Below are 21,852 nucleotides of genomic sequence, written 5' to 3' on the forward strand. Positions count from 1 at the left end.
ACGTGATCCAGCAGGAGTCGCGACTGCGTGTCGCCGACAACACTGGTGCCAAGGAGATCCTTTGCATCCGTGTTCTCGGTGGTTCCGGTCGCCGCTACGCGGGCATCGGTGACGTCATCGTCGCCACCGTCAAGGACGCGATCCCCGGTGGCAACGTGAAGAAGGGTGACGTCGTCAAGGCGGTCATCGTTCGCACCGTGAAGGAGCGCCGCCGCCAGGACGGCTCGTACATCCGCTTCGACGAGAACGCCGCTGTCATTCTCAAGAACGACGGCGACCCTCGTGGCACCCGTATCTTCGGCCCGGTCGGCCGTGAGCTGCGCGAGAAGAAGTTCATGAAGATCATCTCGCTCGCGCCGGAGGTGCTGTAAGCATGAAGATCAAGAAGGGCGACCTGGTCCAGGTCATCACCGGTAAGGACAAGGGCAAGCAGGGCAAGGTCATCACGGCCTTCCCCCGCGAGAACCGCGTCCTCGTCGAGGGTGTCAACCGGGTCAAGAAGCACACCAAGGCCGGCCCCTCGCAGGCCGGTGGCATCGTGACGACCGAGGCCCCTGTCCACGTGAGCAACGTTCAGCTCGTCGTGGAGAAGGACGGCAAGAAGGTCGTCACGCGCGTCGGTTACCGCTTCGACGACGAGGGCAACAAGATCCGCGTTGCCAAGCGGACGGGTGAGGACATCTGATGGCTACCACCACTCCGCGTCTCAAGACGAAGTACCGCGAGGAGATCGCGGGCAAGCTGCGTGAGGAGTTCTCCTACGAGAACGTCATGCAGGTTCCCGGCCTCGTGAAGATCGTGGTCAACATGGGTGTCGGCGACGCCGCCCGTGACTCGAAGCTCATGGACGGTGCCGTCCGTGACCTCACCACGATCACCGGTCAGAAGCCGGCCATCACCAAGGCTCGGAAGTCCATCGCGCAGTTCAAGCTGCGTGAGGGTCAGCCGATCGGTGCGCACGTCACCCTCCGTGGCGACCGCATGTGGGAGTTCCTGGACCGCACCCTGTCGCTCGCGCTTCCGCGCATCCGCGACTTCCGTGGTCTGTCCCCCAAGCAGTTCGACGGCCGTGGCAACTACACCTTCGGTCTCACGGAGCAGGTCATGTTCCACGAGATCGACCAGGACAAGATCGACCGTGTCCGGGGTATGGACATCACCGTGGTGACCACGGCGACCAACGACGACGAGGGCCGTGCCCTTCTGCGTCACCTCGGCTTCCCGTTCAAGGAGGCGTAAGCGAGATGGCGAAGAAGGCTCTCATCGCGAAGGCTGCCCGCAAGCCCAAGTTCGGCGTGCGTGGCTACACGCGCTGCCAGCGTTGTGGTCGTCCCCACTCCGTGTACCGCAAGTTCGGCCTGTGCCGCGTGTGCCTTCGTGAGATGGCTCACCGTGGCGAGCTGCCGGGCGTGACCAAGAGCTCCTGGTAACTCCCTTCCGTCCACTGGACGTTAGGGGCAACAGGAGTCTCTCGGTAAGCATTGGGTCGGCGGAAGCCCACCCCCGCATGCCTTAGGCTAGTGGGGTTGGGCGTCCGCCGCCCGTACGACTTACTACGCCGTAGGTCCCCGCGCCGCACCCGTCCCGCCCCTGTGTGGGGAGAGGGATGGCGCATACAGGAAACCCCGGCGAGAGAGGCCGAAGGCCAATTCATGACCATGACTGATCCGATCGCAGACATGCTCACGCGTCTGCGTAACGCGAACTCGGCGTACCACGACTCCGTGACGATGCCGCACAGCAAGATCAAGTCTCACATCGCGGAAATCCTCCAGCAGGAGGGCTTCATCACGGGCTGGAAGGTAGAGGACGCCGAGGTCGGCAAGAACCTCGTCCTCGAGCTCAAGTTCGGTCCGAACCGTGAGCGCTCCATCGCGGGCATCAAGCGGATCTCGAAGCCGGGCCTCCGGGTTTACGCGAAGTCCACCAACCTGCCGAAGGTCCTCGGCGGCCTGGGCGTGGCGATCATCTCCACGTCCCACGGTCTCCTGACCGGCCAGCAGGCAGGCAAGAAGGGCGTAGGTGGGGAAGTCCTCGCCTACGTCTGGTAGTCGGGAACGGAGGAATAGCTAATGTCGCGTATTGGCAAGCTGCCTATCCAGGTTCCCGCCGGCGTGGACGTCACCATCGATGGCCGCACGGTCACGGTCAAGGGTTCCAAGGGCACCCTGACCCACACCGTCGCCGCGCCGATCGAGGTCGCTAAGGGCGAGGACGGCGTTCTGTCCGTCACCCGCCCGAACGACGAGCGTCAGAACAAGGCCCTTCACGGCCTGTCCCGCACGCTGGTGGCCAACATGATCACCGGTGTGACCCAGGGGTACGTGAAGGCGCTCGAGATCAGCGGTGTCGGTTACCGCGTGGCCGCGAAGGGCTCCGGTCTGGAGTTCCAGCTCGGCTACAGCCACCCGATCCTGATCGAGGCGCCCGAGGGCATCGCGTTCAAGGTCGAGTCGCCGACGAAGTTCTCGGTCGAGGGCATCGACAAGCAGAAGGTCGGCGAGGTCGCGGCGAACATCCGCAAGCTGCGGAAGCCCGACCCGTACAAGGCCAAGGGCGTCAAGTACGCCGGCGAGGTCATCCGCCGCAAGGTCGGAAAGGCTGGTAAGTAAGCCATGGCATACGGTGTGAAGATCGCCAAGGGCGACGCTTACAAGCGTGCCGCCAAGGCGCGCCGCCACATCCGCATCCGCAAGAACGTGTCGGGTACGGCGGAGCGTCCGCGCCTCGTCGTGACGCGTTCCAACCGCGGTATCACCGCTCAGGTCATCGACGACCTCAAGGGTCACACCCTTGCGTCCGCGTCGAACCTGGACGCGTCGATCCGTGGCGGCGAGGGTGACAAGTCCGCGCAGGCCAAGCAGGTCGGCGCTCTCGTCGCCGAGCGCGCCAAGGCCGCCGGTGTCGATGCCGTCGTGTTCGACCGTGGTGGCAACAGGTACGCCGGGCGCATTGCCGCTCTGGCTGACGCCGCCCGCGAAGCCGGGCTGAAGTTCTAAGCCCCGGTTCCGGGACTAACGGACGTAACAGAGAGAGGTAATCCAATGGCTGGACCCCAGCGCCGCGGAAGCGGTGCCGGTGGCGGCGAGCGGCGGGACCGGAAGGGTCGCGACGGTGGCGCTGCCGCCGAGAAGACCGCGTACGTTGAGCGCGTTGTCGCGATCAACCGCGTCGCCAAGGTTGTCAAGGGCGGTCGCCGCTTCAGCTTCACCGCGCTGGTCGTGGTGGGCGACGGTGACGGCACCGTAGGTGTCGGTTACGGCAAGGCCAAGGAAGTTCCCGCGGCCATCGCCAAGGGTGTCGAGGAAGCCAAGAAGAACTTCTTCAAGGTTCCGCGCATCCAGGGCACCATCCCTCACCCGATCCAGGGCGAGAAGGCCGCGGGCGTCGTCCTGCTCAAGCCGGCTTCCCCCGGTACCGGCGTCATCGCCGGTGGCCCGGTGCGTGCCGTGCTCGAGTGCGCCGGCGTTCACGACATCCTGTCGAAGTCGCTCGGCTCCGACAACGCCATCAACATCGTGCACGCGACCGTGGAGGCCCTGAAGGGCCTGCAGCGTCCCGAGGAGATCGCGGCTCGCCGTGGTCTGCCCCTCGAGGACGTCGCTCCCGCGGCTCTGCTTCGTGCGCGTGCCGGGGCGGGTGCGTAATGGCTCGCCTCAAGGTCACGCAGACGAAGTCGTACATCGGCAGCAAGCAGAACCACCGCGACACCCTGCGTTCGCTCGGCCTGAAGAGGGTCAACGACGTGGTTGTCAAGGAGGACCGCCCCGAGTTCCGCGGCATGGTGCACACCGTCCGCCACCTCGTGACGGTTGAGGAGGTTGACTGACATGGCGGAGAACAGCCCGCTGAAGGCCCACAACCTCCGGCCTGCCCCGGGCGCCAAGACCGCCAAGACCCGTGTGGGTCGTGGTGAGGCGTCCAAGGGTAAGACCGCTGGTCGTGGTACCAAGGGTACGAAGGCCCGTTACCAGGTTCCGGAGCGCTTCGAGGGTGGCCAGATGCCCCTCCACATGCGTCTTCCGAAGCTCAAGGGCTTCAAGAACCCGTTCCGCACCGAGTACCAGGTCGTGAACCTGGACAAGCTCGGCGCTCTCTACCCCGAGGGTGGAGAGGTCACGGTGGCCGACCTGGTCGCCAAGGGCGCGGTGCGCAAGAACAGCCTCGTCAAGGTGCTCGGCACCGGTGAGGTCTCCGTGGCGCTGCAGGTGACGGTCGACGCCGTCTCCGGCTCCGCCAAGGAGAAGATCGCCGCCGCCGGCGGCACCGTCACCGAGCTCGTCTGAGACGACTCGATGGCCTGAACATCCGACCGGGGATGCCTCTCAAATGGGGCATCCCCGGTTGGTCGTTCCTAGGGGGGCATGGTCGCCGGTAAGGTGGCGTGCATGTCTAGGCTCCGTGCGGTATGCCCGCGCGGTTTTCATGACTCGTATCTACTCGTCGAACCTCAAGACCGTCACCTCTGACGCATAGCGCGGGGGTCGCAGGAGGCACCGTGCTCACCGCGTTCGCCCGGGCGTTCAAGACGCCCGACCTGCGCAAGAAGCTGCTCTTCACACTCGGCATCATCGTGCTGTACCGGCTCGGGGCACACATCCCCGTGCCGGGCGTCAGCTACAAGGCCGTCCAGCAGTGCGTGGACCAGGCGAGTCAGGGCAACAACTCCCTGTTCGGCCTGGTGAACATGTTCAGTGGCGGCGCGCTGCTGCAGATCACCATCTTCGCGCTCGGCATCATGCCGTACATCACGGCGAGCATCATCCTGCAGCTGCTGACCGTCGTGATCCCGCGCCTGGAAGCCCTCAAGAAGGAGGGGCAGTCCGGCACGGCAAAGATCACGCAGTACACGCGCTACCTGACGATCGCCCTCGCCATCCTCCAGGGCACCGGCCTCGTCGCGACCGCGCGCACCGGCGCGCTGTTCAGCGGCTGCACGGTCGCCAACCAGGTCGTGCCCGACCAGTCCATCTTCATCACCGCCACGATGGTCATCACGATGACCGCCGGCACCGCGGTGGTCATGTGGCTCGGTGAGCTCGTCACCGACCGCGGCATCGGCAACGGCATGTCGATCCTGATGTTCATCTCGATCGCCGCCGGCTTCCCGGGCGCCCTGTGGGCCATCAAGGAGAGCGGCAAGCTCGCCAAGGGCTGGATCGAGTTCGGCACCGTCATCCTGATCGGCTTCGTGATGGTGGCGCTCGTCGTCTTCGTCGAGCAGGCGCAGCGACGCATCCCCGTGCAGTACGCGAAGCGGATGATCGGCCGCAGGTCCTACGGCGGAACGTCCACTTATATCCCTCTCAAGGTGAACCAGGCAGGTGTGATTCCTGTCATCTTCGCCTCGTCGCTGCTCTACATCCCGGCCTTGATCGCGCAGTTCTCGAACTCCACCGCGGGCTGGAAAACCTGGATCGAAGCCCACTTCGTCAAGGGTGACCACCCCTACTACATCGCGACGTACTTCCTCCTGATCGTGTTCTTCGCCTTCTTCTACGTGGCGATCTCGTTCAACCCCGAGGAAGTCGCCGACAACATGAAGAAGTATGGTGGCTTCATCCCGGGTATCCGGGCTGGTCGACCTACTGCCGAGTACCTGAGCTACGTGCTCAACCGGATCACTTGGCCGGGCTCGCTGTATCTGGGTCTGATCGCTCTTGTGCCGACGATGGCGTTGGCAGGCTTCGGTGGCGCCAATGCCAACTTCCCCTTCGGTGGGACGAGCATCCTCATCATCGTGGGTGTGGGGCTGGAGACCGTGAAGCAGATCGAGAGCCAGCTCCAGCAGCGCAATTACGAAGGGTTCCTCCGCTGATGCGAATCGTCCTCGTCGGACCGCCCGGGGCCGGCAAGGGTACGCAGGCCGCGTTCCTTGCCAAGAACCTGGACATCCCGCACATCTCCACGGGTGACCTGTTCCGCGCCAACATCAGTCAGGGCACGGAGCTGGGACTCAAGGCCAAGGCGTACATGGACGCCGGCGACCTTGTCCCGGACGAGGTAACCATCGGGATGGCCAAGGACCGCATGGAGCAGGCGGACGCCGCCAACGGCTTCCTGCTGGACGGGTTCCCGCGCAACGTGGCCCAGGCCGAGGCTCTGGATGTGGTCCTCAAGGCAGAGGACATGCAGCTGGACGCGGTCCTGGACCTGGAGGTCCCCGAGGACGAGGTCGTCAAGCGGATCGCGGGTCGCCGCATCTGCCGCAACGACAGCGCGCACGTCTTCCACGTCACCTACACCCCGCCGAAGGCGGAGGGCGTCTGTGACGTGTGCGGCGGCGAGCTCTACCAGCGTGACGACGACTCCGAGACGACGGTCCGCCGCCGCCTGGAGGTCTACCACACCCAGACCGAGCCGATCATCGACTACTACCGGGCGCAGAACCTGGTCGTGACGATCTCGGCGCTCGGCAAGGTGGACGAGGTCACGGCGCGGGCGATGGCCGCGCTGAAGAAGAGCTGACCCACACACCACGGATACGGCCGCGGTGCCCCTCGGGGCGCCGCGGCCGTATCGTTGTTATGTCCCGTGTACTCGTATGGAAAGGCCCCCGCCACGATGGTGCAGATCAAGACCCCCGAGCAGATCGCGAAGATGCGTGAGGCGGGGCTGGTCGTCGCCGCCATCCACGCGGCGACCCGCGAGGCGGCTGTGCCCGGGTCGACGACGAAGGACCTGGACGAGGTCGCGCGCAAGGTGATCGCGGACCACGGCGCGAAGTCGAACTTCCTGGGGTACGGCGGCTTTCCCGCGACGATCTGCACCTCGGTGAACGAGGTCGTCGTGCACGGCATCCCGGACGAGAAGACCGTCCTCAAGGACGGCGACATCATCTCGATCGACTGCGGCGCGATCATCGACGGCTGGCACGGTGACGCGGCCTACACCGCGTTCGTCGGCTCGGGTCACGCCCCCGAGCTCATCGAGCTCTCCCGGGTGACCGAGGAGTCGATGTGGGCCGGTATCGCCGCCATGAGGAACGGCAACCGCCTGGTCGACATCTCGCGCGCCATCGAGACGTACATCCGGCGCCAGCCCAAGCCCGGCGGCGGCAAGTACGGCATCGTCGAGGACTACGGCGGCCACGGCATCGGCACCGAGATGCACATGGACCCGCACCTGCTGAACTACGTCTCGCGCAAGCGGGGCAAGGGCCCCAAGCTGGTCCCCGGCTTCTGCCTGGCGATCGAGCCCATGGTGTCCCTGGGCACGCCGCGCACCGAGGTCCTCTCGGACGACTGGACGGTCATCACGACGGACGGGACCTGGTCCTCCCACTGGGAGCACTCGGTCGCCGTGACGGAGGCCGGACCGCTGGTGCTGACGGCGCCCGACGGCGGCAAGGCGAAGCTCGCGGAGCTGGGCGTCACCGCGGCGCCGGACCCGCTCGCGTAGCCCGCCGCACCCCTGGTTTTCTACGGCGCGGCTCCTTGCGTAAGGATCTTCCGAGGTGGGCAAACTTCCCGGATTCGTCTTTTCCAAGGGGCTGACGTAGACTGATGCGTCGGCTCTCGTGTACCCGTGTGTCCGCATACGGCGGCGAGAGTCGATCAAGGTAGCCGATTCGAAAGGCGAAGCGTGGCCAAGAAGCAAGGTGCCATCGAAATCGAGGGCACCGTGATCGAGTCCCTCCCGAACGCCATGTTCAAGGTGGAGCTCCAGAACGGTCACAAGGTCCTCGCGCACATCTCCGGCAAGATGCGGATGCACTACATCCGAATCCTTCCGGACGACCGGGTCGTGGTGGAGCTCTCTCCCTATGACCTGACGCGTGGCCGGATCGTCTACCGGTACAAGTAGATCTTGCCCGCACCCCGCCTCCGGCGCGGGTGGTGGCACTGACCCGGAGAACCTCACATCCCATGAAGGTCAAGCCGAGCGTCAAGAAGATCTGCGACAAGTGCAAGGTGATCCGCCGTCACGGCCGGGTCATGGTCATCTGCGACAACCTGCGCCACAAGCAGCGCCAGGGCTGACGCACGCCGACCGACCTGCACCTCCGCAGTTCTTCGCGCGACGCAAGCAATTCGTACATCAGCAGAGCCCGCCCAGCCCGCAAGGGTCGGCGGCACCTCCGGCGGGGGCCGGGGACCCGATTCGTACCTCATACGGCGATCGGGAGTGGCTTTGCGGAAGACCCCCGAACACACAGGAGCCATTGAATGGCACGCGTTTCCGGTGTTGACATCCCGCGCGAAAAGCGTGTGGAGATCGCACTCACCTACGTCTTCGGTATCGGGCGTACCCGGTCCAAGGAGATCCTCGCCTCGACCGGCGTGAACCCGAACACCCGCGTTCGTGACCTGGCCGAAGAGGACCTGGTCAAGATCCGCGAGTACGTGGACGCCAACCTCCAGACCGAGGGCGACCTCCGCCGCGAGATCCAGGGCGACATCCGCCGCAAGATCGAGATCCAGTGCTACCAGGGCATCCGCCACCGTCGTGGCCTGCCGGTACACGGTCAGCGCACCAGCACGAACGCCCGTACCCGTAAGGGCCCGCGTCGCGCCATCGCCGGCAAGAAGAAGCCGGGCAAGAAGTAGTCCTCAGCGGACGCTTGACCATGCGGTCTTCGCTGTAGGACCGACCACCTCCCGTAGGAGTAATAGATGCCCCCCAAGGGTCGTCAGGGCGCTGCCAAGAAGGTGCGCCGCAAGGAAAAGAAGAACGTCGCTCACGGCCACGCGCACATCAAGAGCACGTTCAACAACACGATCGTCTCGATCACGGACCCGTCCGGCAACGTGATCTCCTGGGCCTCCGCCGGCCACGTCGGCTTCAAGGGCTCGCGCAAGTCGACTCCGTTCGCCGCGCAGATGGCCGCCGAGTCGGCCGCCCGCCGCGCGCAGGAGCACGGCATGCGCAAGGTCGACGTCTTCGTGAAGGGTCCGGGCTCCGGCCGCGAGACCGCGATCCGCTCCCTCCAGGCCACGGGCCTCGAGGTCGGTTCGATCCAGGACGTCACCCCCACGCCGCACAACGGCTGCCGTCCCCCCAAGCGCCGCCGCGTCTGACGCACGGCTGCTTGACACAGGCTTCGGGCGGTACGGCTCTTCGGGGGCGTGCCGCCCGTACCCTTGCAGTACCAGCAGTACCTCAGGGCATCAAATAGTGGGTGTCCATGACTGAAGGATTCACAACATGCTGATCGCTCAGCGTCCCTCGCTGACCGAAGAGGTCGTCGACGAATACCGCTCGCGGTTCGTCATCGAGCCCCTGGAGCCGGGCTTCGGCTACACGCTCGGCAACAGCCTCCGTCGTACGCTCCTCTCCTCGATCCCGGGTGCGGCCGTCACGTCCATCCGCATCGACGGTGTCCTGCACGAGTTCACCACCGTGCCGGGCGTCAAGGAGGACGTCACCGACCTCATCCTCAACATCAAGCAGCTGGTCGTCTCCTCCGAGCACGACGAGCCGGTCGTGATGTACCTGCGCAAGCAGGGTCCCGGCCTGGTCACCGCTGCCGACATCGCCCCGCCGGCCGGTGTCGAGGTGCACAACCCGGACCTGGTCCTCGCCACGCTCAACGGCAAGGGCAAGCTGGAGATGGAGCTGACCGTCGAGCGCGGTCGCGGCTACGTCTCCGCCGTCCAGAACAAGCAGGTGGGCCAGGAGATCGGCCGTATCCCGGTCGACTCCATCTACTCGCCGGTGCTCAAGGTCACGTACAAGGTCGAGGCGACCCGTGTCGAGCAGCGCACCGACTTCGACAAGCTGATCGTCGACGTCGAGACCAAGCAGGCCATGCGCCCGCGTGACGCCATGGCGTCCGCCGGCAAGACCCTGGTCGAGCTGTTCGGTCTGGCGCGCGAGCTCAACATCGACGCCGAGGGCATCGACATGGGCCCGTCCCCGACGGACGCCGCCCTGGCCGCCGACCTGGCGCTGCCGATCGAGGAGCTCGAGCTCACCGTTCGTTCGTACAACTGCCTCAAGCGCGAGGGCATCCACTCCGTGGGTGAGCTCGTGGCGCGTTCCGAGGCCGACCTGCTCGACATCCGCAACTTCGGTGCGAAGTCGATCGACGAGGTCAAGGCGAAGCTGGCCGGCATGGGCCTGGCCCTCAAGGACAGCCCGCCCGGATTCGACCCGACCGCCGCCGCCGACGCCTTCGGCGCCGACGACGACGCGGACGCGGGCTTCGTCGAGACCGAGCAGTACTAGTCGCTCCGTCGCCGGGGACCGGGACCCTTCGGGGTTCCGGCCCCCGGTGCGACGGACGGCTTCCCCCGGCTCCGGCCGGGACGACAGACCTCCGGGGCCTCACGGCCCCGGGTTTTCCGGGTTCCGCCCGGATCTCCGTCGGGCAGACCGCCCGCGCGGACACTGACACCGGTACCTCACACGGCCGGTGCAGATCACAAGGAGAAACACCATGCCGCGTCCCACCAAGGGTGCCCGCCTCGGCGGCAGCGCCGCTCACGAGCGTCTGCTGCTTGCCAACCTGGCGAAGTCGCTCTTCGAGCACGGCCGCATCACCACGACCGAGGCCAAGGCCCGCCGCCTGCGTCCGGTCGCCGAGCGCCTGATCACCAAGGCGAAGAAGGGCGACATCCACAACCGTCGCCTGGTGCTGCAGACGATCACCGACAAGGGCATCGTCCACACCCTCTTCACCGAGATCGCGCCGCGCTACTCCGAGCGCCCGGGTGGCTACACCCGTATCACCAAGATCGGCAACCGTCGTGGCGACAACGCCCCGATGGCCGTGATCGAGCTGGTCGAGGGCGAGATCGCCAAGAAGGCGACCGTCGCCGAGGCCGAGGCCGCCGCCAAGCGCGCGGTCAAGGAGGCCGACGAGGCCAAGGTCGAGGAGACCAAGGTCGAGGACGCTCCGGCCGAGGAGTCGAAGGACGCGTAAGCGTTCCGACGTTTCTCGTGGGCGGGCCCGTACCCCTGGGGGTACGGGCCCGCTTCCGCGTGCACAGGGTTCTGAGAGGATTTTCCGCGTGAGCGATGACGTGCAGCCCGGTTTCGTACGAGTCCGGCTCGACCTGTCCTACGACGGCAGGGACTTCTCCGGATGGGCCAAGCAGGCCCACGGGCGGCGGACCGTCCAGGGCGACATCGAGGACGCCCTGCGCACGGTGACCCGGTCCCAGGAGACGTACGAGCTGACCGTCGCCGGCCGCACCGACGCCGGTGTGCACGCCCGCGGTCAGGTCGCGCACGTCGACCTGCCGGTGGAGCTGTGGGCCGAGCACCACGACAAGCTGCTGCGCCGGCTCGCCGGGCGCTTGTCCCACGACGTGCGGATCCGACGGGTGAGCGAGGCCCCCAGCGGCTTCAACGCCCGCTTCTCCGCCGTCTGGCGCCGCTACGCCTACCGCGTCACCGACGCCCCCGGCGGTGTCGACCCGCTGCTGCGCGGGCACGTCCTGTGGCACGACTGGGCCCTGGACATGGACGCGATGAACGCCGCCGCCGAGCGCCTCGTCGGCGAGCACGACTTCGCCGCCTACTGCAAGAAGCGCGAGGGCGCCACCACCATCCGCACCCTCCAGGAGCTGCGCTGGGAGCGGCGCGCGGACGGCATCCTCGAAGCCACCGTGAAGGCCGACGCCTTCTGCCACAACATGGTCCGCTCGCTGGTCGGCGCGCTGCTCTTCGTGGGCGACGGGCACCGCCCGGTCGACTGGCCGGGCAAGGTGCTGGCCGCCGGTGTGCGGGACTCCGCCGTGCACGTCGTACGGCCGCACGGCCTCACGCTCGAAGAGGTCGGCTACCCCGCCGACGAGTTCCTGGCCGCCCGGAACCTGGAGGCCAGGAACAAGCGGTCACTCCCCGGGAGCGCCGGCTGCTGCTGAGGCCTGCGCCCGGCCGCGGGCGTAGATCTGGTTGAAGGCGAAGGAGTTCACGTCGTCGCTGGCCTGGAAGATCGGCTTGTCGGTCATCGTGACCTTCCTGCCGTCGGTGAAGCCCGCCTGGGTGAAGTAGGCGTACCGGCCGATCGAGTTCGCGCGGCGGAGGCAGACGGTGGCGCGGCAGAAGTCGCCGACGCCCGCGCCGGCCAGCGGCGCGATGCCCCCGCCAGCCTGGTTCTTCGCCTTCAGGGCCTCCGCCTCGGTGGAGAAGACGGCCACGCCGACGGTGATCGCGACCCCGTCCTTCACGTAGGTGGCGCGGATCACCCGGTCGCAGCCGTTGCGCTTCAGCACCCCGCCCAGGGCGCCCGTCGTGACACTCGCGCAGTTCGTCGTGGAGGAGGTCGCGCCCTTCTTGTACTCCCGCCCGCTCATCGTCAGCTTCTTGCCCGGGAAGAGGCCCTCGGCGCTGAGCGGGGCCTTGTCCTTCGCCTCGCTGGAGATGAAGTCCCGGGGGTTGGGCGGGGGCGGCGGAGCGACCGACGAGAAGGTCGGGCCGGGCGTGGGGGAGCCGCTCGGGGCGGCGGACCCGATGGGGGTGGGCGAGCCGTTCTTGCCGGCCTCGTCGTCCGTGCCGCCGCTGCCGACCACGGCGGTCGCGACGATCGCGCCGACGGCGAGGGTCGCCAGCGCGCCGCCGCCGATCGTCAGCCAGCGCTTGCGGCGGCTACGGGCGGCCGAGGCGTCGGCGAGAGCGCCCCAGTCCGGTGTCTGCGGCGCCTGGGCCCCCGGGAAGGGGTCGGGCTGCTGCCAGCTCTCGCGCTGCTGTCCGTTCGGCTGCTGCGGCTGCTGCGGCCACTGCGGTCCCCCAAAGCTCATGCCGCGCATCCTAAACCGGTTGGGGGAGAGCGCGGTCGGCGGCGACAATGCCCCTCATGGGACATGTCGAGGTCGCGCATCTGGAGTACTACCTTCCGGACGGGAGGGTGCTTCTCGCCGACGCCTCCTTCCGGGTGGGGGAGGGGGCGGTGGTCGCCCTGGTCGGCGCCAACGGCGCCGGGAAGACCACGCTGCTCCGGATGATCTCCGGAGAGCTCCAGCCGCACGGCGGCACCGTCACCGTCGGCGGCGGTCTCGGCGTGATGCCGCAGTTCGTCGGCTCGGTACGGGACGACCGCACCGTCCGCGACCTGCTGGTCTCCGTGGCGCAGCCGCGGATCCGGGAGGCGGCGAAGGCGGTCGACGAGGCCGAGCACCTGATCATGACCGTCGACGACGAGGCCGCGCAGATGACGTACGCGCAGGCACTCAGCGACTGGGCGGAGGTCCAGGGCTACGAGGCCGAGACCGTCTGGGACATGTGCACCATGGCGGCGCTCGGCGTCCCCTACGAGAAGGCGCAGTTCCGCGAGGTGCGCACGCTCAGCGGCGGCGAGCAGAAGCGGCTGGTCCTGGAGTCCCTGCTGCGGGGCACGGACGAGGTGCTGCTGCTCGACGAGCCGGACAACTACCTGGACGTCCCCGGCAAGCGGTGGCTGGAGGAGCGGCTTCGGGAGACCCGCAAGACCGTGCTCTTCATCTCGCACGACCGGGAGCTGCTGGCCCGGGCCGCGGAGAAGATCGTCGCGGTGGAGCCCGGCCCCGCCGGCTCCGACGTGTGGGTGCACGGCGGCGGCTTCGACACCTTCCACGAGGCGCGGCGGGAGCGGTTCGCGCGCTTCGAGGAGCTGAAGCGGCGCTGGGAGGAGAAGCACGCCCAGCTGAAGAAGCTGGTGGTCAACCTGCGCCAGGCGGCGGCGGTGAGCCACGAGATGGCGTCCCGGTACGCGGCGGCCCAGACCCGGCTGCGGAAGTTCGAGGAGGCGGGACCGCCCCCGGAGCCGCCGCGCGAGCAGGACATCCGGATGCGGCTGCGCGGTGGACGTACCGGCGTGCGTGCCGTGACCTGCGAGAACCTTGAGCTGACCGGGCTGATGAAGCCGTTCTCGCTGGAGATCTTCTACGGCGAGCGGGTGGCCGTCCTCGGCTCGAACGGCTCCGGGAAGTCGCACTTCCTGCGGCTGCTCGCGGGCGACCCGTCGGTCGCGCACACGGGCCTGTGGAAGACGGGCGCGCGGGTCGTCCCCGGCCACTTCGCCCAGACCCACGCCCATCCGGAGCTGCAGGGCCGCTCCCTGGTGGACATCCTGTGGTCGGAGCACGCCAAGGACCGAGGCGGGGCGATGTCGGTGCTGCGGCGCTACGAGCTGGAGGCACAGGGCGACCAGCCCTTCGAGAAGCTCTCCGGCGGACAGCAGGCCCGCTTCCAGATCCTGCTCCTGGAGCTCTCGGGCACCACGGCGCTGCTGCTCGACGAGCCGACCGACAACCTGGACCTGGAGTCCGCGGAGGCGCTTCAGGACGGCCTGGAGTCCTACGAGGGCACGGTCCTGGCGGTCACCCACGACCGCTGGTTCGCGAAGACCTTCGACCGGTACCTCGTCTTCGGCTCGGACGGGGTCGTGCGGGAGACGAGCGAGCCGGTCTGGGACGAGCGCCGGGTGGAACGGGCCCGGTAGCTCGGCGCGTTTTGACCCGTCCGGGGTGGCGCGGGTACTGTTGCGGTTTGTTATGCGTAGTGGCTTCGTCGTTCTCGCGCGAACGGCCCTTACGCAGGTTCCCTGGAGCAGTTACCAGTGGCTCGCATACGGGCGGTGTCCCGGCAGTGCAGGCCCCAGCTGCATGATCGCTTCAGGTGTGTCTGGACTCCATCCACTGAAGAAGCGAAGGCTACGAAGTGCGTACGTACAGCCCCAAGCCCGGCGATGTCACTCGCCAGTGGCACATCATCGACGCGCAGGACATCGTCCTGGGCCGTCTGGCGACCACGGCAGCGAACCTCCTCCGGGGCAAGCACAAGCCGATCTACGCCCCCCACATGGACATGGGCGACTTTGTCATCATCATCAACGCTGACAAGGTGCACCTCTCCGGCAACAAGAAGACCCAGAAGATGGCGTACCGCCACTCCGGCTTCCCGGGTGGTCTGCGCTCCGTCCGTTACGACGAGCTTCTGGACAAGAACCCCGAGAAGGCCGTCGAGAAGGCCATCAAGGGCATGATCCCCAAGAACTCCCTCGGCCGTCAGATGCTCTCGAAGCTGAAGGTCTACGCGGGCGAGAACCACCCGCACGCTGCTCAGCAGCCGGTCCCGTTCGAGATCACCCAGGTCGCGCAGTAGTTCCGGCCACACCCCCTAAGAACGAAAGAAATCTGAGGAGAATCGTGGCCGAGACCACTGTTGAGACCCCCGTCGAGGGCATCGAGGGCGAGGAGACCTACGCCGAGGTCACCACCTTCGAGTCCGAGGTTCCCGTCGAGGGCGAGTACACCACCGAGTCCCTGGCTTCCCGCTTCGGTGACCCGCAGCCGGCCGCCGGCCTGGGCCGTCGCAAGAACGCCATCGCCCGCGTCCGGATCGTTCCGGGCACCGGCAAGTGGAAGATCAACGGTCGCACCCTCGAGGACTACTTCCCGAACAAGGTGCACCAGCAGGAAGTCAACGAGCCCTTCAAGGTGCTCGAGCTCGACAACCGCTACGACGTCATCGCCCGCATCTCGGGTGGCGGCGTCTCGGGTCAGGCCGGCGCCCTGCGTCTCGGCGTGGCCCGTGCGCTGAACGAGGCGGACGTCGAGAACAACCGCCCGGCGCTGAAGAAGGCCGGCTTCCTCTCCCGCGACGACCGTGCGGTCGAGCGCAAGAAGGCCGGTCTCAAGAAGGCCCGTAAGGCCCCGCAGTACAGCAAGCGCTAAATCGCCTGCTCGCCTGCTTGTACGTACGCCCCGGCGGCACTGCCCGTGCTGCCGGGGCGTACGTCTTTTCATAACCTTGGGCACGTTCTGAGCGACTTGCGTCGAGAAATGGGCATGAGCCGCTCAGGGGATCGCATTTTCGAAGCAGTTTCGGAGGACAGCTGTGGGACGACTCTTCGGCACGGACGGCGTGCGTGGTGTTGCCAACGCGGATCTGACGGCGGAGCTCGCGCTCGGCCTGTCGGTCGCCGCGGCGCATGTGCTCGCCGAGGCGGGAACCTTTGAAGGCCACCGGCCGACCGCGGTGGTCGGGCGTGACCCGCGCGCGTCGGGAGAGTTCCTGGAGGCCGCCGTCGTGGCCGGCCTGGCCAGCGCCGGGGTGAACGTCCTGCGCGTCGGTGTCCTGCCGACCCCGGCCGTGGCCTATCTCACCGGCGCCCTCGGCGCCGACCTCGGCGTCATGCTCTCCGCGAGCCACAACGCCATGCCCGACAACGGCATCAAGTTCTTCGCCCGGGGCGGTCACAAGCTCGCCGACGAGCTGGAGGACCGTATCGAGGCCGTCTACGACGAACACCGCACCGGCGCGCCCTGGGAGCGGCCCACCGGCGCGGGCGTCGGCCGGGTCCGCGACTACGACGAGGGCTTCGACAAGTACGTCGCCCACCTGATCGCCGTCCTGCCGAACCGCCTCGACGGCCTGAAGGTCGTCCTCGACGAGGCGCACGGCGCCGCCGCCCGGGTGTCCCCCGAGGCGTTCTCGCGGGCCGGCGCCGAGGTCGTCACCATCGGCGCGAGCCCGGACGGCCTCAACATCAACGACGGCTGCGGCTCCACCCACCTCGGCCTGCTGAAGGCGGCCGTCGTCGAGCACGGCGCCCACCTCGGCATCGCGCACGACGGCGACGCCGACCGCTGCCTCGCGGTCGACGCGGACGGGAACGAGGTCGACGGCGACCAGATCCTCGCCGTACTCGCGCTCGCCATGCGCGAGGCCGGGACGCTGCGGGGTGACACCGTTGTCGGCACCGTGATGTCCAACCTCGGCTTCAAGCTGGCGATGGAGCGCGAGGGTCTCGCACTCGTGCAGACGGCCGTGGGCGACCGGTACGTCCTGGAGGCCATGAAGGAGCACGGCTTCGCGCTGGGCGGCGAGCAGTCCGGCCACGTGATCGTGCTCGACCACGCCACCACCGGCGACGGCACGCTGACGGGCCTCATGCTCGCGGCCCGCGTCGTCGCCACCGGCCGGTCGCTCGCCGAGCTCGCCGCCGTCATGGACCGGCTGCCGCAGGTGCTCGTCAACGTGCCGGACGTGGACAAGTCGCGCGTCGCCACCTCGGGCGACCTGGCCGCCGCCGTCTCCGACGCCGAGCGGGAGCTCGGCGCCACCGGACGGGTCCTGCTGCGCCCCTCGGGCACCGAGCCGCTGGTCCGCGTGATGGTGGAGGCCGCCGACATCGAGCAGGCGCGCGCGGTGGCCGGACGCCTCGCGGACGTGGTGAAGTCCGCGCTGGGCTGAGCCCCCGGGCCTCGGACGGTCAGCGACGTGGCGTACCCGGCGGGCGGCGGATCATCCGCCCCGCCTGGGTGCGCCACACCAGTTTCCAGCCGAGCAGGGTGAGGACCCCGGCGAGCACGATGCCGCCCAGGTTCAGCAGCAACTGCTCGGTGGAGCCCCACATCTGACCCAGATCGCCGTAGCTCAGCGCCACGGCGGCGTTCGCGGCGGCCGGGACGGTGGTCACCGAGATCGCCACGCCCACCAGTGCCCCCGACTTGGCGGAGGTGAGCGACAGGACGCCGGCCACCCCCGCGAGCAGCGCCACGACGAAGGAGAACGGGTCGGGCTGCCAGATGAAGCTGGTGTTGGGCCGCGGACTGTCGAGCATGGACTCCTCGAACAGCCCCAGGGCGTTCATCACCAGACTGAACGCCGTGGTGGCCACGATCGCCACGGCGAAGCCGATGAGCAGCGCGCCCAGCGAACGGCGGGCCTGCCGCGCCGACCGCCGCACCAGGCCCGTGCAGATGCCGGCGAGCGGACCGAACTCCGGTCCGACGGCCATCGCGCCCACGATCAGGACCGCGTTGTCCAGCACCACACCGCAAGCCGCGATCATGGTCGCCACGATCATGAACGCGGCGTAGGTGATCGTGAGGGTGGAGTCCTCCTGGGTCACCTCGGACAGCTGCTCCCAGATCACCGCGTCCGCGGCCTCGCCCGGGGCCTCCTCCTCCGCCTCGTCGGCACGCCGGGACAGGGAGAGGTCGATGTCCTCGACCGCGATCGAGCCGTCCTGGTCGATGCCCAGCTTCCGCAGCCCGTGCAGGAGTTCGTCTCCGGCCTCGCGGGCCACGTCGCAGGTCACGAGATCCCCGGCGGGGTCGCGGGCGGCCCCGGGAAGGACCACCAGGTGCGTGGTGCCGACGGTCCGGCCGATCAGGGCGAGCACCGCCTCCGTGCGCTCGGCCGGCGTGATCATCCGCAGATGCAGCATGGGCGCACCCTAACCGTGGCTCAGAGTTTGCGCAGGGACAGCCGCTGCACCTTGTGGTCCGGCCCCTTGCGGACGACGAGGGTGGCCCGTCCCCGGGTGGGCGCCACGTTCTCCAGCAGGTTCACCTTGTTGATGGTCCGCCACATCGTGCGGGCGTAGTCCAGGGCCTCCTCCTCGGAGACCTGGGTGTACTTCTGGAAGTACGAGAAGGGGTTCTGGAACGCGGTCTCGCGCAGCCGGCGGAAGCGGTTGAGGTACCAGCTCTCGATGTCCTCGGGGCGCGCGTCCACGTACACCGAGAAGTCGAAGTAGTCGGCGAGACCGACGCGGGTGCGGCCGTCCTTGCCGGGCAGGGCCGGCTGGAGGACGTTGAGCCCCTCCACGATCAGGATGTCGGGGCGGCGCACCACGAGCCGCTCGCCGGGCACGATGTCGTAGATGAGGTGGGAGTAGACGGGCGCGGTGACCTCGTCCTTGCCCGCCTTGATGTCGGCGACGAACCGGGTCAGCGCCCGCCGGTCGTACGACTCGGGGAAGCCCTTCCGCGACATCAGCCCGCGCGCCTTGAGCTCCTCCATGGGGTACAGGAACCCGTCGGTGGTGACCAGCTCCACCCGCGGGTGCTCGGGCCAGCGGGCCAGCAGGGCCTGGAGCAGACGGGCCACGGTCGACTTGCCGACGGCCACCGAGCCGGCGACGCCTATCACGAAGGGGGTGCCGCGCTGCTCGGCCCGCTCGCCGAGGAAGGTGTTGAGCGCGCCGCGCAGCCCGCTGGTGGCCTGGACGTACAGGTTCAGCAGGCGCGAGAGCGGCAGGTAGATGTCCCGGACCTCGTCGAGGTCGATGACGTCGCCGAGGCCGCGCAGCCGCTCGACCTCGTCGGCGGACAGCGGCAGCGGCGTCTTGTCCCGCAGGGCGCTCCACTCGGCCCGGGTGAGGTCGACGTACGGCGTGGCCTCGACCCGGCGATGGCCGTTGCCGTTCCCCTTGGGGTTCGGGCTTCGTGGCGGCGAAGTGATCACACCGCCATTGTCGGGGCTGCGGGCCGCTTGTGGGTGGTGGGCTCGGTCACGTGGGAGAGCCCTTGCGCCGGCCGTGCCGTCCTTCGCGGCCGGCTTCGCGGCCGACGCGAGCCGGGGCGCCTCCGGCGCGCTCACGCGGTGGCCCGGCGGGCGCCCAGGAGCGGCCTGAGCCGCCGCTCGGCGGGCTTCTCGACCCATTCGTGCAGACAGCCGGCGACCGCCACCGTCCCGACGGCGACCACGGCGATCCGGACGAGGTCCCTGCCCAGCCCGGGCCCCGGCGCCGTGCCCAGGTGCTCGAACACCTTCAGCACGATCACGTGGCAGATGTAGAAGGCGAAGGACCACTCGCCGAGCCTCACCAGCGGCCGGGAGCGCAGCAGCGACCGTTCTCCGCGCACGTCGCGCAGCGCGGCCGTCGCGATCAGCAGGGCGAACGCCGGCATGAGGACCGCGTCGAACGTGCCCGTCCGCACCTCGACGTACGGAACGGCGTCCGGATGGCGGAACCAGAGCCAGCACAGCAGCACCGTGCCCGTGGTGAGCGTCAGCGCGACGCCCGAGCCGAAGGGCGGACGCCATCCGCGCCGTACGAGCATCGCCGTGCACACGCCCAGGACGAACATCGGCGTCAGCGAGAGCGGCGAGGCCACGACGAGACGCTCCACGTCCGGCGCGAAGCCGTACCGGGGGCCCAGGATCCGGGTGGCGGCGGTCGCGGCCACGGACAGCACGGCCAGGACCGCCAGCAGCCGGGAAGGGCAGCGCGAGAGCATCCTGTGGAGCAGCGGGAAGGCCAGATAGAAGAAGGCCTCCACGGACAGCGTCCAGGTCACCACGTTCAGCGTGAAGAAGTGCTCGCTGCTCCACGACTGGGCGAAGGTCAGCGTCCACACGACGTCCGCCGCCGAGACCGGCTGGTGCCACCACCAGACGCGCAGCGCCGCGACTCCCGCGGTGGTCACCGCGAGCAGCGGCCAGATCCGCGCGAACCGGCGCCAGTAGTACCCCGTCGTGGTGTCGTCGGGGCGCGCGACCCACGCCATGACGAAGCCGGACAGGACGAAGAAGAAGGGGACGCCCTCGTATCCGATCCAGGAGAGCTGGGTCAGCGCCGCGGACTCGCTGACGTACCTCTTGGTGTGGAAGAGGAACACCCCGAGCGCCGCGAACCAGCGCAGTCCCGTCAGGGAGTCCACCCGGGTGCCGCCGAGCGTCGCCACGGGTCTCGGCTCGGTTCCGGCGCGGGTCGAGGCCCGCGTGGTGCCGGTCGTCACGGCTGCGCCCGATGCGGGCAGGCTCCCGTACGTGGTGGAGGCGGTGGTGGAAATGTCCCTGACCCCTCAATGCCCTCGGCGCGCAGGATGTGCGGCGGCGTGTCGAACTTCCCGCTCGGACGGCCTGCGGCCGCCCCTCCGGGGATTGCCCGCCTGCCCGCCATCGCTCCGGGTATTCCTGCCGTCGGACCGCCGTCGGCAGCCGCCGGACCGCCGGCCCGATCGCCCCCTCGTCGCCGTGGAAGCCTGCCTGCCTGGTCAGACGGCTGCCCGGCGGCCTCCCGGCGGAGCCGCCGCGCCGCCCCGTGTGACGTACCCCACGGCCCTTCGGGAGTGGGCGGGACGATTCGCGGACATACGGGGGCGCGCCGGGCGGTGCTGCTCCGCCCGGCGGGCCGTGCGCCGCCCTCCCGCGGCCCGGTCCGCGGCCCCGGCCGGTTGCGATCGGGTGCCGAAGCGGCACCCCGTCACCGGCGGCTCCGCCCGCTGCATAGGGTTCACACAGATTCGCGGGCCCCAGAAGAGAGTTGACCCATGAGAGCCACCGTCCTCCGCCGTTCCGTCGCCGCCACCGCCGCGGCCGCCTCGCTCGCCCTGGCCCTCACGGCCTGCAGCTCGGACGGCGACGCCAAGCCGAAGGGCGAGGACCCCGCCTCCGCCTCCGCGTCCGCGGCCCCCGACGTGAAGGCGCTGCCCGCCGCCCAGCTGGAGAAGCTCGTCGTCGAGCAGGCGGACCTCAAGGGCTACCAGGTGCAGAAGGCCAAGGCCGCGGACGTCGTCACCGCCGGCGACGTCGGCGCCGACAAGCCCGCGTGCGAGCCCCTCGCCGAGATCATGTCCTCCGCCGCGGCCGGCGACCCCGGCTCCTCCGCGCAGCGCAAGGCGATCGAGGTCCGCAAGGACACCTCCGCCTCGCCGGACGACATCATGGGCGCGCTGGGCGCGCCGGTGACCTCCGTGACGCTCGGTTCGTACGGCGGCGAGGGCGCCGTGAAGACCTTCGCCGCGCTGAAGGACGCCGGCACCGCGTGCGCGGGCGGCTTCCAGGTCACGTCGAGCGGCACGAAGACCAAGGTCTCCAAGATCGCCCCCGAGTCCGTGACCGCCGGCGACGAGGCCCTGGCCTGGACCGTCACCAGCGACCTGGACGGGGAGCCCTTCGTCAGCAAGCTCGTCGTCTTCCGCAAGGGCAACACGCTCGCGTCGTTCTCCACCATCAGCTTCTCCGGCACCGTCAAGACCCTGCCGAAGGTCGTGGTCGACGCGCAGGCGGCGAAGCTGGGCTGAGTCCGGCCCGATCGGCAGGACACCCCTCAGGGGGCGTCCTGCCGGTCTTGCCGGGCTCGCGGTGTCCTGCGACTCCGTCTCCGGCGTTGTCGTCGGTCGGCATGGCTCCGCCATGCCTCTCTCCTCCGCCTTGGATCCGAAGCCCCAGGACACCGCTCACTGA

General features: G+C 68.7%; 29 protein-coding genes. 25 read left to right on the forward strand and 4 right to left on the reverse strand.

Translation table 11 applies throughout. The features are described from left to right. Positions 1 to 2 precede the first annotated feature (2 nt). The 20 genes from rplN to truA all read left to right on the forward strand — a co-directional run bounded on the left by rplN (position 3) and on the right by truA (position 11,813). Positions 3 to 371, forward strand: a complete 369-nt coding sequence (gene rplN / locus ACGFZF_RS31630; RefSeq protein ID WP_003956455.1) for a 50S ribosomal protein L14 — start codon at positions 3 to 5, stop codon at positions 369 to 371. A 2-nt stretch (positions 372 to 373) separates the two neighbouring features. Beyond that, complete coding sequence (gene rplX, locus ACGFZF_RS31635; protein WP_015035583.1) at positions 374 to 685, forward strand: 50S ribosomal protein L24; 312 nt, start codon at positions 374 to 376, stop codon at positions 683 to 685. Then, complete coding sequence (gene rplE / locus ACGFZF_RS31640) at positions 682 to 1,239, forward strand: 50S ribosomal protein L5 (RefSeq protein WP_147980756.1); 558 nt, start codon at positions 682 to 684, stop codon at positions 1,237 to 1,239. Before rplX ends, rplE begins: the two co-directional genes overlap by 4 nt. Before the next feature lie 5 nt (positions 1,240 to 1,244). Continuing rightward, complete coding sequence (locus ACGFZF_RS31645; RefSeq protein WP_003948630.1) at positions 1,245 to 1,430, forward strand: type Z 30S ribosomal protein S14; 186 nt, start codon at positions 1,245 to 1,247, stop codon at positions 1,428 to 1,430. Positions 1,431 to 1,652: 222 nt separating this feature from the next. Further along, positions 1,653 to 2,051, forward strand: a complete 399-nt coding sequence (gene rpsH / locus ACGFZF_RS31650; RefSeq protein WP_015035585.1) for a 30S ribosomal protein S8 — start codon at positions 1,653 to 1,655, stop codon at positions 2,049 to 2,051. A 21-nt stretch (positions 2,052 to 2,072) separates the two neighbouring features. Continuing rightward, positions 2,073 to 2,612 (forward strand): 50S ribosomal protein L6, encoded by a 540-nt coding sequence (rplF, locus tag ACGFZF_RS31655; RefSeq protein WP_147980758.1) that lies wholly within the window; start codon positions 2,073 to 2,075, stop codon positions 2,610 to 2,612. Between the two features lie 3 nt (positions 2,613 to 2,615). Next, positions 2,616 to 2,999, forward strand: a complete 384-nt coding sequence (rplR, locus tag ACGFZF_RS31660; protein ID WP_147980759.1) for a 50S ribosomal protein L18 — start codon at positions 2,616 to 2,618, stop codon at positions 2,997 to 2,999. Positions 3,000 to 3,044: 45 nt separating this feature from the next. Next, on the forward strand, positions 3,045 to 3,647 hold the full coding sequence (rpsE, locus tag ACGFZF_RS31665) for a 30S ribosomal protein S5 (protein ID WP_015035588.1): 603 nt from the start codon (positions 3,045 to 3,047) through the stop codon (positions 3,645 to 3,647). Beyond that, complete coding sequence (gene rpmD, locus ACGFZF_RS31670; protein ID WP_056552385.1) at positions 3,647 to 3,829, forward strand: 50S ribosomal protein L30; 183 nt, start codon at positions 3,647 to 3,649, stop codon at positions 3,827 to 3,829. The genes rpsE and rpmD overlap by 1 nt, the downstream gene beginning before the upstream one ends. A gap of 1 nt (position 3,830) precedes the next feature. After that, complete coding sequence (gene rplO, locus ACGFZF_RS31675; RefSeq protein ID WP_147980760.1) at positions 3,831 to 4,286, forward strand: 50S ribosomal protein L15; 456 nt, start codon at positions 3,831 to 3,833, stop codon at positions 4,284 to 4,286. 212 nt (positions 4,287 to 4,498) lie between these two features. After that, positions 4,499 to 5,818, forward strand: coding sequence for a preprotein translocase subunit SecY (gene secY, locus ACGFZF_RS31680; RefSeq protein ID WP_356599636.1), 1,320 nt, complete (start codon positions 4,499 to 4,501; stop codon positions 5,816 to 5,818). Beyond that, positions 5,818 to 6,468 (forward strand): adenylate kinase, encoded by a 651-nt coding sequence (locus tag ACGFZF_RS31685; RefSeq protein WP_356599634.1) that lies wholly within the window; start codon positions 5,818 to 5,820, stop codon positions 6,466 to 6,468. The genes secY and ACGFZF_RS31685 overlap by 1 nt, the downstream gene beginning before the upstream one ends. A 96-nt stretch (positions 6,469 to 6,564) precedes the next feature. Further along, a complete protein-coding gene (gene map, locus ACGFZF_RS31690; protein ID WP_393559752.1) occupies positions 6,565 to 7,401 on the forward strand; it encodes a type I methionyl aminopeptidase in 837 nt (278 codons plus the stop codon). 183 nt (positions 7,402 to 7,584) lie between these two features. Next, positions 7,585 to 7,806, forward strand: a complete 222-nt coding sequence (gene infA, locus ACGFZF_RS31695; protein WP_003956442.1) for a translation initiation factor IF-1 — start codon at positions 7,585 to 7,587, stop codon at positions 7,804 to 7,806. Positions 7,807 to 7,868: 62 nt separating this feature from the next. Continuing rightward, positions 7,869 to 7,982, forward strand: a complete 114-nt coding sequence (rpmJ, locus tag ACGFZF_RS31700) for a 50S ribosomal protein L36 (protein WP_003956441.1) — start codon at positions 7,869 to 7,871, stop codon at positions 7,980 to 7,982. Positions 7,983 to 8,168: 186 nt separating this feature from the next. Beyond that, positions 8,169 to 8,549, forward strand: a complete 381-nt coding sequence (gene rpsM, locus ACGFZF_RS31705; RefSeq protein WP_005313488.1) for a 30S ribosomal protein S13 — start codon at positions 8,169 to 8,171, stop codon at positions 8,547 to 8,549. Positions 8,550 to 8,615: 66 nt separating this feature from the next. Continuing rightward, complete coding sequence (rpsK, locus tag ACGFZF_RS31710; protein ID WP_003956432.1) at positions 8,616 to 9,020, forward strand: 30S ribosomal protein S11; 405 nt, start codon at positions 8,616 to 8,618, stop codon at positions 9,018 to 9,020. Positions 9,021 to 9,147: 127 nt separating this feature from the next. Beyond that, positions 9,148 to 10,170: a DNA-directed RNA polymerase subunit alpha gene (locus tag ACGFZF_RS31715; RefSeq protein WP_003956430.1), complete on the forward strand. Its 1,023-nt coding sequence runs from the start codon at positions 9,148 to 9,150 to the stop codon at positions 10,168 to 10,170. Positions 10,171 to 10,381: 211 nt separating this feature from the next. Next, a complete protein-coding gene (gene rplQ / locus ACGFZF_RS31720; protein WP_393559754.1) occupies positions 10,382 to 10,867 on the forward strand; it encodes a 50S ribosomal protein L17 in 486 nt (161 codons plus the stop codon). A gap of 88 nt (positions 10,868 to 10,955) precedes the next feature. After that, positions 10,956 to 11,813 (forward strand): tRNA pseudouridine(38-40) synthase TruA, encoded by an 858-nt coding sequence (gene truA, locus ACGFZF_RS31725; RefSeq protein ID WP_393559756.1) that lies wholly within the window; start codon positions 10,956 to 10,958, stop codon positions 11,811 to 11,813. Here truA and ACGFZF_RS31730 read toward each other — a convergent pair. After that, positions 11,784 to 12,689 carry a hypothetical protein gene (locus tag ACGFZF_RS31730; RefSeq protein ID WP_393559758.1) on the reverse strand — a complete coding sequence of 302 codons (906 nt, stop codon included), beginning with the start codon at positions 12,687 to 12,689 and terminating at the stop codon, positions 11,784 to 11,786. The two genes, truA and ACGFZF_RS31730, sit on opposite strands and share 30 nt — an antisense overlap. Positions 12,690 to 12,745: 56 nt before the next feature. Between ACGFZF_RS31730 and ACGFZF_RS31735 the strand changes: the two genes are divergently transcribed. The 4 genes from ACGFZF_RS31735 to glmM all read left to right on the forward strand — a co-directional run bounded on the left by ACGFZF_RS31735 (position 12,746) and on the right by glmM (position 17,124). Further along, complete coding sequence (locus ACGFZF_RS31735; protein ID WP_393559760.1) at positions 12,746 to 14,368, forward strand: ATP-binding cassette domain-containing protein; 1,623 nt, start codon at positions 12,746 to 12,748, stop codon at positions 14,366 to 14,368. A gap of 218 nt (positions 14,369 to 14,586) precedes the next feature. Continuing rightward, positions 14,587 to 15,030 carry a 50S ribosomal protein L13 gene (rplM, locus tag ACGFZF_RS31740; RefSeq protein WP_393559762.1) on the forward strand — a complete coding sequence of 148 codons (444 nt, stop codon included), beginning with the start codon at positions 14,587 to 14,589 and terminating at the stop codon, positions 15,028 to 15,030. 44 nt (positions 15,031 to 15,074) lie between these two features. Beyond that, positions 15,075 to 15,602: a 30S ribosomal protein S9 gene (gene rpsI / locus ACGFZF_RS31745; protein ID WP_393559764.1), complete on the forward strand. Its 528-nt coding sequence runs from the start codon at positions 15,075 to 15,077 to the stop codon at positions 15,600 to 15,602. A 163-nt stretch (positions 15,603 to 15,765) separates the two neighbouring features. Further along, positions 15,766 to 17,124, forward strand: a complete 1,359-nt coding sequence (gene glmM, locus ACGFZF_RS31750) for a phosphoglucosamine mutase (RefSeq protein WP_393559766.1) — start codon at positions 15,766 to 15,768, stop codon at positions 17,122 to 17,124. 19 nt (positions 17,125 to 17,143) lie between these two features. Here glmM and ACGFZF_RS31755 read toward each other — a convergent pair whose 3' ends face one another. From ACGFZF_RS31755 to ACGFZF_RS31765, 3 genes are all read right to left on the reverse strand, one after another. Next, complete coding sequence (locus ACGFZF_RS31755; protein ID WP_393559768.1) at positions 17,144 to 18,103, reverse strand: DUF389 domain-containing protein; 960 nt, start codon at positions 18,101 to 18,103, stop codon at positions 17,144 to 17,146. Between the two features lie 20 nt (positions 18,104 to 18,123). Further along, on the reverse strand, positions 18,124 to 19,125 hold the full coding sequence (gene coaA / locus ACGFZF_RS31760; protein ID WP_356599618.1) for a type I pantothenate kinase: 1,002 nt from the start codon (positions 19,123 to 19,125) through the stop codon (positions 18,124 to 18,126). A 131-nt stretch (positions 19,126 to 19,256) separates the two neighbouring features. Further along, complete coding sequence (locus ACGFZF_RS31765) at positions 19,257 to 20,402, reverse strand: acyltransferase family protein (protein WP_393559770.1); 1,146 nt, start codon at positions 20,400 to 20,402, stop codon at positions 19,257 to 19,259. 534 nt (positions 20,403 to 20,936) lie between these two features. On the opposite strand from ACGFZF_RS31765, the gene ACGFZF_RS31770 reads away from it, so the two are divergent. Continuing rightward, positions 20,937 to 21,689 (forward strand): hypothetical protein, encoded by a 753-nt coding sequence (locus ACGFZF_RS31770; protein ID WP_393559772.1) that lies wholly within the window; start codon positions 20,937 to 20,939, stop codon positions 21,687 to 21,689. Positions 21,690 to 21,852: the final 163 nt, after the last annotated feature.

This window comes from Streptomyces sp. NPDC048338, assembly GCF_043201055.1.
In the GTDB taxonomy this organism is placed as follows: domain Bacteria; phylum Actinomycetota; class Actinomycetes; order Streptomycetales; family Streptomycetaceae; genus Streptomyces.

Excerpts from the sequence above, each read along its gene's own strand:
- rplX (WP_015035583.1), top strand. The coding sequence starts at position 374 with ATGAAGATCAAGAAGGGCGACCTGGTCCAGGTCATCACCGGTAAGGAC.
- ACGFZF_RS31645 (WP_003948630.1), top strand. The coding sequence starts at position 1,245 with ATGGCGAAGAAGGCTCTCATCGCGAAGGCTGCCCGCAAGCCCAAGTTC.
- rpsH (WP_015035585.1), top strand. The coding sequence starts at position 1,653 with ATGACCATGACTGATCCGATCGCAGACATGCTCACGCGTCTGCGTAAC.
- rplF (WP_147980758.1), top strand. The coding sequence starts at position 2,073 with ATGTCGCGTATTGGCAAGCTGCCTATCCAGGTTCCCGCCGGCGTGGAC.
- rplR (WP_147980759.1), top strand. The coding sequence starts at position 2,616 with ATGGCATACGGTGTGAAGATCGCCAAGGGCGACGCTTACAAGCGTGCC.
- rpsE (WP_015035588.1), top strand. The coding sequence starts at position 3,045 with ATGGCTGGACCCCAGCGCCGCGGAAGCGGTGCCGGTGGCGGCGAGCGG.
- rpmD (WP_056552385.1), top strand. The coding sequence starts at position 3,647 with ATGGCTCGCCTCAAGGTCACGCAGACGAAGTCGTACATCGGCAGCAAG.
- rplO (WP_147980760.1), top strand. The coding sequence starts at position 3,831 with ATGGCGGAGAACAGCCCGCTGAAGGCCCACAACCTCCGGCCTGCCCCG.
- ACGFZF_RS31685 (WP_356599634.1), top strand. The coding sequence starts at position 5,818 with ATGCGAATCGTCCTCGTCGGACCGCCCGGGGCCGGCAAGGGTACGCAG.
- map (WP_393559752.1), top strand. The coding sequence starts at position 6,565 with ATGGTGCAGATCAAGACCCCCGAGCAGATCGCGAAGATGCGTGAGGCG.
- rpmJ (WP_003956441.1), top strand. The coding sequence starts at position 7,869 with ATGAAGGTCAAGCCGAGCGTCAAGAAGATCTGCGACAAGTGCAAGGTG.
- rpsM (WP_005313488.1), top strand. The coding sequence starts at position 8,169 with ATGGCACGCGTTTCCGGTGTTGACATCCCGCGCGAAAAGCGTGTGGAG.
- rpsK (WP_003956432.1), top strand. The coding sequence starts at position 8,616 with ATGCCCCCCAAGGGTCGTCAGGGCGCTGCCAAGAAGGTGCGCCGCAAG.
- ACGFZF_RS31715 (WP_003956430.1), top strand. The coding sequence starts at position 9,148 with ATGCTGATCGCTCAGCGTCCCTCGCTGACCGAAGAGGTCGTCGACGAA.
- rplQ (WP_393559754.1), top strand. The coding sequence starts at position 10,382 with ATGCCGCGTCCCACCAAGGGTGCCCGCCTCGGCGGCAGCGCCGCTCAC.
- ACGFZF_RS31730 (WP_393559758.1), bottom strand. The coding sequence starts at position 12,689 with ATGAGCTTTGGGGGACCGCAGTGGCCGCAGCAGCCGCAGCAGCCGAAC.
- ACGFZF_RS31735 (WP_393559760.1), top strand. The coding sequence starts at position 12,746 with ATGGGACATGTCGAGGTCGCGCATCTGGAGTACTACCTTCCGGACGGG.
- ACGFZF_RS31755 (WP_393559768.1), bottom strand. The coding sequence starts at position 18,103 with ATGCTGCATCTGCGGATGATCACGCCGGCCGAGCGCACGGAGGCGGTG.
- ACGFZF_RS31770 (WP_393559772.1), top strand. The coding sequence starts at position 20,937 with ATGAGAGCCACCGTCCTCCGCCGTTCCGTCGCCGCCACCGCCGCGGCC.